Here is a 7775-nt window from a genome sequence, read left to right on the forward strand (position 1 = left end):
AGGTGCGCCGGCGGCCGGACGCAGGGTCCGCACGCGCTCGGTCTTGCCAACCGGGCGGGACGACTTGCGCTGCATACGTTCCAGCTTGTCTTTGCTCTTGGCGTTCAGCTGCGGCATGGCAACCGGCGTCAAGCCGACTTCAGCACTGAGAATGTCGACTTCGTACTGGCTCATTTCGCGCCAGCGACCCATCGGCAGGTCAGAGTTGAGGAACACCGGACCGAAACGCACGCGCTTCAGACGGCTGACCACCAGACCCTGGGATTCCCACAAACGACGCACTTCACGGTTACGGCCTTCCATCACTACGCAGTGGTACCAATGGTTGAAGCCTTCGCCACCTGGAGCCTGCTTGATGTCGGTGAACTTCGCCGGGCCGTCTTCGAGGACCACGCCGGCTTTCAGACGCTCGATCATCTCGTCATCGACTTCGCCACGTACACGTACCGCGTATTCACGGTCCATCTCGTAGGAAGGGTGCATCAGACGGTTGGCCAGCTCACCGTCGGTGGTGAACATCAGCAGACCGGTGGTGTTGATGTCCAGACGACCGATGTTGATCCAGCGACCTTCTTTCGGGCGCGGCATTTTATCGAACACGGTCGGACGGCCTTCAGGGTCGTCACGGGTGCAGATTTCACCGTCGGGCTTGTTGTACATGATCACGCGGCGTACCGACTCGGCGGCTTCTTCGCGCTTGATCACCTTGCCATCAATGGTGATGGCGTCGTGCAGGTCGACGCGCAGGCCAAGGGTGGCATCTTTGCCATTGACCTTGATCCGGCCATGGCTGATCCAGGCTTCTACGTCGCGGCGCGAGCCGACGCCGATACGGGCGAGGACTTTCTGCAGTTTTTCGCCTGCTGGGCCGATTTCCTGGCTGTCTTTCTGGTCTTTAACACTCATCTGGGCACCTCCCGGTGTGGTCTGTTCAGGCCTGGCCTGAAGAGTTGAAAGCTGGGTACTTGGCAAAGGGATCGCCGAAGGGTCGCGAATCATACGCTCATGAGGGCGTTCGCGCATCAGAGACTAGCTGATCGAGGCAAGGTTATTTACTTTTCCGCCGACCGGTGGCACCCCAGGATCAAAAGATCGCAGCCTGCGGCAGCTCCTACGGGGGGATTGGCGTCACCCGGTAATTGCGGGTGCACGCGGTCGATGTAGGAGCTGCCGCAGGCTGCGATCTTTTAGCGGCCTTCAATCCTCCGACATTCTTCTTTCGTTCTCGATCGCTTCGGCGAGGGCCTGGGCTTCGGCTTCTTCATCGCTCAGCTGCGGCTTGTGTTGGTCCAGCGCCGCGACGGCGGCCAGGAGTTTTTCCCGGGCTTCGGCGACGCCGATCAGGTCGTCTTCCTGCGGCTGTTCGATTTCGGCTTCGGGCTCGACCTGAGATTCGACCTCACCCTCAACTTCAGCTTCAGCTTCAACCTCAACTTCAACCTCGGGCTCGGGCTCGGGTTGAGCCAGCCCCTCTTCTGTCTCGGTCACCGCCCCATCCCGCAGCAAATCGTCGAAATCGGACTTGAGGCCCTCTTCCATCGAATCCAGTTCCAGCAGCAAGGTATGGAAACTGGTTTCGTCCTTCGGCTCTTCCGGCTCGGCGCTGGCGTCGGCCAGGGCTTGCAGGTTTTCCGGCACGGGCGCGTCGTCGAAGTCGAGAACCGGATCGGGTTCCAGCTCACGCAGGTCGGCCAGCGGCGGCAGGTCGTCGAGGTTCTTCAGGTTGAAGTGATCGAGGAAGGCTTTGGTGGTGGCGAACATCGCCGGTTTACCCGGCACGTCGCGGTAACCGACGATACGGATCCACTCGCGCTCGAGCAGGGTCTTGACGATATGAGTGTTGACCGCCACCCCACGAACATCCTCGATCTCGCCCCGGGTGATCGGCTGGCGGTAGGCGATCAAGGCCATGGTTTCCAGCATGGCCCGGGAATAACGCTGCGGCCGCTCTTCCCATAGGCGACCCACCCAGGGTGAAAACTTTTCGCGGATCTGCAGGCGATAGCCGGAGGCGACTTCCTTGAGCTCAAAGGCCCGGCCGTCGCAGGATTTGGCCAGAATCGCCAGGGCTTTCTTGAAAACCGGCAGTTCTGGCCGCTCGCCCTCTTCGAAGAGTTCGAACAGGCGCTCCATCGATTGCGGCTTTCCCGAAGCCAACAGAAAGGCTTCAAGCAAGGGCGCCAGCTCGCGGGGTTCAGTCAGATTCATTGTTTCAGCTCGTTATTCGGCTCGCGCCCGCACATGGATAGCCGCAAAAGGCTCATTCTGCACCAGCTCGACCAAGGATTCCTTGACCAGCTCGAGGACCGCCATAAAAGTCACGACCACACCCAGGCGCCCTTCTTCAGCGGTGAATAGCTCGACAAAGGGCACGAAGCCACCGCCCTTGAGCCGTTCCAGCACATCGCTCATGCGCTCGCGGGTAGACAATGCCTCGCGGCTGACCTGATGGCTTTCGAACATATCGCCACGATGCAGGACCTCGGCCATGGACATCAGCAATTCTTCCAGGCTCACGTCCGGCAACAATTTGCGCGCCCGCGCCTGCGGTGCATCGAGCCTGGGCACCACCACGTCGCGCCCTACCCGGCTCAAGCCGTCAATGCCTTCGGCAGCGGCCTTGAACCGTTCGTATTCCTGCAGGCGGCGGATCAGTTCGGCCCGCGGGTCGTCTTCTTCGGCCTCGATCTCGGCGGCACGCGGCAGGAGCATCCGCGATTTGATCTCGGCGAGCATCGCCGCCATCACCAGGTACTCGGCGGCCAATTCCAGGCGCACCGACTGCATCAACTCGACATAGCCCATGTACTGGCGGGTGATTTCCGCCACCGGGATGTCGAGAATGTTGATGTTCTGTTTGCGGATCAGGTACAGCAACAAGTCGAGCGGACCTTCGAAGGCTTCGAGGAAAACCTCCAGCGCATCCGGTGGAATGTACAGGTCCAGCGGCATTTCCATGACCGCCTGGCCATAGACCATGGCGAATGGCAGTTCCTGCTGCGCCCCGGCCTGGCTCTCCACGGTTTCGACTACGGACATTCAGGCTTCGACCGTAAACGGTGTCGGGTCGCCACAGCCGACGCGGATCACTTCCGGCTCGCCGTCGGCCAGATTGATCACAGTGGAAGCTTTGATGCCGCCGAAACCGCCGTCGATTATCAGGTCGACCTGATGCTCCAGCAATTGACGCATTTCATAAGGGTCGCTCATCGGCTCGGTCTCGCCGGGCATGATCAGCGTCACGCTCATCAGCGGCTCGCCCAGCTCTTCAAGCAACGCCAGGGCTATCGGATGGCTCGGTACTCGCAGGCCGATCGTGCGCTTCTTCGGGTGCAGCAACAGCCGAGGAACTTCGCGGGTGGCGTTGAGAATAAAGGTGTAGGGCCCGGGCAGGTGAGCCTTGAGCAGGCGAAAGGTGCCGGTATCGATCTTGGCAAACAGCCCCAACTGCGACAGGTCGCTGCAAATCAGCGCGAAGTTGTGCTTGTCGTCCAGTTGCCGCAAGCGGCGTACACGTTCGATGGCATTCTTGTCACCGATCTGGCAACCAATGGCGTAGGAAGAGTCGGTTGGGTAGACCACCACCCCACCGGACCGGATGATCTCCACAGCCTGTTTTATCAGGCGCGCTTGCGGGTTTTCCGGATGAATCTGGAAAAATTGACTCACATTTTCTACCTGTTCAGACGGCGGCAATAATTGGGTCATGTTTGAACCGACACCAGAGCGGCGGCAGATCTTCCGGAATCGGGCGGTATTCGCCTATTTCGGACCAGCCTCCAGGGCCATGAAAGTCACTGCCGGCGCTGACCAGCAGACCGAATTCACGAGCAAGAATAGCCAGGCTGCCCACTTGCTCGGCGGGCTGATGGCCGTTGACCACTTCGATCGCATGACCACCTGCTTGAATATAGTCGGCAATCAGGCGGCGACGTTTGCTGCGGGTAAAATCATAGTGCCAGGGATGCGCCAGGCTGACCCAGGCCCCCGCTGCGCGCAGGGTTGCGACGGTTTCTTCGAGGGTCGGCCAATGCTGCTTGACGTCCCCCAGCTTGCCGGCGCCCAGCCATTTGCGGAAGGCTTCGGCGCGGTCCTTTACAAATCCGGCACGCACCAGGTAGTCGGCAAAGTGCGGACGGGCCGGAGCGTTGCCGCTATCGCCCAACTCTTGCTGAATCGCTCGGGCACCTTCCAGCGCGCCGGGCATGCCCTTGAGTTCCAGCTTGCGGCTGATTTCTTCGGAGCGCAGCCAGCGGCCGTGGTGCAATTTGTCGATGGCCTCGACCAGCGCCGGGGCGTTGACATCGAAACCATAGCCCAATACATGAATGGTCGCCCCGCCCCAGGTGCAGGACAATTCGACACCGTTGATCAGTTGCATGCCCAGGGCAACCGCCGCGCTGCGGGCCTCTTCCAGGCCTTCGAGGGTGTCATGATCGGTCAAGGCCAGGACTCGCACGCCTCTCTCGAACGCACGCGCAACCAGCACCGCAGGCGCCAGGGCGCCATCGGAGGCCGTGCTATGGCAGTGCAAATCAACATTCACAGGACTCTGTAACCTCAAATCAGCTGGCGCTTTCGCTACCAAGGATGTTTGTTATTATGCCGGCACATCCTGCTTCTGGCTGCCACTGTGAAACAATTCATCGACTTCATCCCGCTGCTGCTGTTTTTCATCGTCTTCAAAATCGACCCACAGGTCATCGATATCGCCGGCCACTCGCTGACGGTAGGCGGCATTTACAGCGCCACGGCGATGCTGATCATCAGTTCCCTGGTGGTCTACGGCGCGCTGTTCTTTTCCCAGCGCAAGCTGGAAAAAAGCCAGTGGCTGACCCTGATCGCCTGCCTGGTCTTCGGCAGCCTGACCCTGGCCTTCCACAGCGAAACCTTCCTCAAGTGGAAGGCCCCGGTGGTCAACTGGCTGTTCGCCCTGGCCTTTGCCGGCAGCCACTTCATCGGTGACCGCCTGCTGATCAAACGCATCATGGGCCATGCTCTGACCTTGCCGGAGCCGGTCTGGACCCGTCTGAACATCGCCTGGATCGGTTTCTTCCTGTTCTGTGGCGGGGCCAACCTGTTCGTGGCCTTTACCTTTCAGAGCTACTGGGTCGACTTCAAAGTCTTCGGCAGCCTGGGCATGACCGTGCTGTTCCTGATCGCCCAGGGCATCTACCTGTCCCGCCATATCCACGACACCGAAACCACCACACCAAAAACCGAGGACTGACATGCTTTACGCAATCATTGCTACAGACGTCGCCAATTCCCTGGAAAACCGTCTGGCGGCACGCCCGGCGCACCTGGAGCGACTGCAACAGCTCAAGGCTGAGGGTCGCGTGGTACTGGCCGGTCCGCACCCTGCCGTCGACAGCAATGACCCCGGTGCCGCGGGTTTTACCGGCAGCCTGATCGTCGCCGAGTTCGCCTCGCTGAATGCTGCGCAAGCCTGGGCCGATGCCGACCCGTACATCGCTGCGGGCGTCTACGCCAACGTCTCGGTCAAGCCGTTCAAGCAAGTCCTGCCGTAAAACGTCCCCTGCGCGGTGAACCTTGTCGGTTCATCGCGCGCTCAAGCGCTCATTATTCTCTTTTAGCGGCCGACAACCTGCCCAACACTCGATTGGAATCAGGAGTTCCGATGCGCCAAGGTCCGTTGTGTCTGCTATTGGTCATGTTATCGCTCGGGGTTGCGGCCCATGCCGAAGAACGTTCTGACTCGGGTGGTTCAACGCTCCCGTCCCTGAGCGCCGGTAGCCAGATCACCGAGTTGCAGCAGCGCTTGAAAGAAAGCGAGCGGCTGCGTGATGAGCTGTACAAACAATTGCAAAGTGTCGATAGCGAACGCGAAAGCGCCCGGCTGATCGCCCTGCGCCAAGAGAATCAGCGCCTCAAGCTGCAACTCAAGGAAGCACTGGCCAGCCCCGTACCACGCCTGCTGACCGAACAGCAGCAGTGGTTCGTCACCGGTGCCGGGGTAGCGCTATTGGCCCTGCTCTGCGGTATCTTCGCCAGTGGCGGACGTAGACGACGTCAGCAATGGCTAAATTGAGTGAGTCATGAGCGACCTGTTACTGATAGATGATGACCAGGAGTTGTGTGAACTGCTGGCCAGTTGGTTGAGCCAGGAAGGCTTTCAGGTGCGTGCCTGCCACGATGGCCAGAGCGCTCGCCGCGCCCTGGCCGAAACCACGCCGGCCGCCGTGGTGCTGGACGTGATGCTGCCCGACGGCAGCGGCCTGGAACTGCTCAAGCAACTGCGCAACGATCACCCGGACCTGCCGGTGCTGATGCTCTCGGCCCGCGGCGAGCCGCTGGATCGCATTCTCGGCCTGGAACTGGGCGCCGACGATTACCTGGCCAAACCCTGCGACCCACGGGAATTGACCGCCCGCCTGCGAGCCGTGTTGCGCCGCAGCCATCCGACGGCGGTGTCCAGCCAGCTCGAACTGGGCGACCTGTGCTTCAGTCCAGCCCGTGGCGTCGTCAGCATCGATGAGCAGGAATTCACCCTGACCATCTCCGAAAGCCGCCTGCTCGAAGCATTGCTCAAGCAACCGGGCGAGCCGCTGGACAAACAGGAACTGGCGCAGATCGCCCTCGGCCGCAAACTGACCCTGTACGACCGCAGCCTGGACATGCACGTCAGCAACCTGCGCAAAAAAATCGGCCCCCACCCCGACGGACGTCCGCGCATCGTTGCCCTGCGCAGCCGCGGTTATTACTACAGCCTCTGATAGGCACCACATGAAGCCCCGTAGCAGCTGCCGAAGGCTGCGTTCGGCTGCGCAGCAGTCGTAAAACCTGCACCCGTGCTCTTCCAGACACTCCGCATCAGCCGGATCACATCGTAGCCCTGCTGCCCGTAGCCGCGGTTATTACTACAGCCTCTGATAGGCGCCACATGAAGCCCCGTAGCAGCTGCCGAAGGCTGCGTTCGGCTGCGCAGCAGTCGTAAAACCTGCACCTTCGCTCTTCCAGACACATCGCATCAGCCGGATCACGACTGCTTCGCAGCCGAACGCAGCCTTCGGCAGCTGCTACGGGGGAAGGCGTATCCTCCAAAAACAGGCCGGCCGGTAGGCCGCCTCGCTTTTGCTTTTGCTTTTGATCTACCCGCCCCTTCGGGAGGCCGAGTGGAGGCGTTCATCAGGGGGTAGGCGCGAAGCGCCGTTCGACGAAGTCGAACACATCGAGAGGAGGTCGAAGCGAAGCCGACCGGAGGCGATGCCCCCTGATGAATGCCGGAGCGAGGGAACACCGAGTCTTAGCGAGGTGCCGTACGCCGGGGCGAAGCCTTTTGCTTACTTTTCGGCGTCTGGAAAAGTGAGTCGTTGTAAGAACCAGCCCTTTCAAGGTCTTTTCCCTTTATGGGCCTTAAGCACCCGATCCGTCGACACATGAGCATGCGCAGCCTTTCCCTCCAGCCACTCCTTGGATCTGGCGATTTTGGGACCGCGTATGCTTTTTGCGACCTGCTTGGGTTTGATATTCCTGGCCAGCGCCAACAGACGCTCTGCCAGAGTCTCTGAGGTCGTTTGGAGTGATAGGTAATCCGAGGGCAACGCGATCTGCATGCCCTCATAGCCACTGCGCACTTGCACCGCCAGATGGAAGGTCGAAGCTTCCCAGCCTTCAGCCTGCGTTTCGCGATGAGCCTGCTCCACACTACGTTTGAGAACGGCCAAAACGTTGTAGGCCAAGATCGCCGAGGCAAAGCCCAGCAAGGCCGCCCGGGGTGAACCAAGGCTTTCGATTTCACTGTCCAGCACCGA

At 60.5% G+C, this 7775-nt stretch carries 9 protein-coding genes and 1 pseudogene; 4 read left to right on the forward strand and 6 right to left on the reverse strand.

The annotated features are described in order from the left end of the window. From rluB to F8N21_RS29290, 5 genes are all read right to left on the reverse strand, one after another. Positions 1-906, reverse strand: a 906-nt coding sequence (rluB, locus tag F8N21_RS29270) for a 23S rRNA pseudouridine(2605) synthase RluB (protein ID WP_150645445.1), incomplete at its 3' end; no start/stop codon positions are given. Positions 907-1197: 291 nt separating this feature from the next. After that, positions 1198-2208 carry an SMC-Scp complex subunit ScpB gene (scpB, locus tag F8N21_RS29275; RefSeq protein ID WP_150645446.1) on the reverse strand — a complete coding sequence of 337 codons (1011 nt, stop codon included), beginning with the start codon at positions 2206-2208 and terminating at the stop codon, positions 1198-1200. Positions 2209-2220: 12 nt separating this feature from the next. Continuing rightward, positions 2221-2919: a segregation and condensation protein A gene (locus F8N21_RS29280; protein WP_191624431.1), complete on the reverse strand. Its 699-nt coding sequence runs from the start codon at positions 2917-2919 to the stop codon at positions 2221-2223. A 120-nt stretch (positions 2920-3039) separates the two neighbouring features. Continuing rightward, positions 3040-3669 carry an L-threonylcarbamoyladenylate synthase gene (locus F8N21_RS29285; protein WP_150645448.1) on the reverse strand — a complete coding sequence of 210 codons (630 nt, stop codon included), beginning with the start codon at positions 3667-3669 and terminating at the stop codon, positions 3040-3042. Between the two features lie 13 nt (positions 3670-3682). Beyond that, positions 3683-4546, reverse strand: coding sequence for a PHP domain-containing protein (locus F8N21_RS29290; protein WP_150645449.1), 864 nt, complete (start codon positions 4544-4546; stop codon positions 3683-3685). 87 nt (positions 4547-4633) lie between these two features. Here F8N21_RS29290 and F8N21_RS29295 point away from each other — a divergent pair, with 87 nt between their 5' ends. The 4 genes from F8N21_RS29295 (at position 4634) to F8N21_RS29310 (ending at position 6737) form a co-directional block, all read left to right on the forward strand. Further along, the gene (locus F8N21_RS29295) at positions 4634-5230 is read left to right on the forward strand and encodes a septation protein A (protein WP_150645450.1); all 597 of its coding nucleotides are present in this window, start codon (positions 4634-4636) and stop codon (positions 5228-5230) included. Position 5231: 1 nt separating this feature from the next. Further along, positions 5232-5531, forward strand: a complete 300-nt coding sequence (locus tag F8N21_RS29300; RefSeq protein WP_150645451.1) for a YciI family protein — start codon at positions 5232-5234, stop codon at positions 5529-5531. A 110-nt stretch (positions 5532-5641) separates the two neighbouring features. After that, complete coding sequence (locus F8N21_RS29305) at positions 5642-6052, forward strand: translation initiation factor 2 (protein WP_150645452.1); 411 nt, start codon at positions 5642-5644, stop codon at positions 6050-6052. A gap of 7 nt (positions 6053-6059) precedes the next feature. Then, the gene (locus F8N21_RS29310; protein WP_150645453.1) at positions 6060-6737 is read left to right on the forward strand and encodes a response regulator transcription factor; all 678 of its coding nucleotides are present in this window, start codon (positions 6060-6062) and stop codon (positions 6735-6737) included. A gap of 615 nt (positions 6738-7352) precedes the next feature. Here the strand turns inward: F8N21_RS29310 and F8N21_RS29320 are convergent. Beyond that, a pseudogene (locus tag F8N21_RS29320) lies at positions 7353-7775 on the reverse strand (IS4 family transposase); the annotation flags it as partial.

It is taken from the genome of Pseudomonas fluorescens, from assembly GCF_902497895.1.
Lineage (GTDB): Bacteria > Pseudomonadota > Gammaproteobacteria > Pseudomonadales > Pseudomonadaceae > Aquipseudomonas > Aquipseudomonas fluorescens_BP.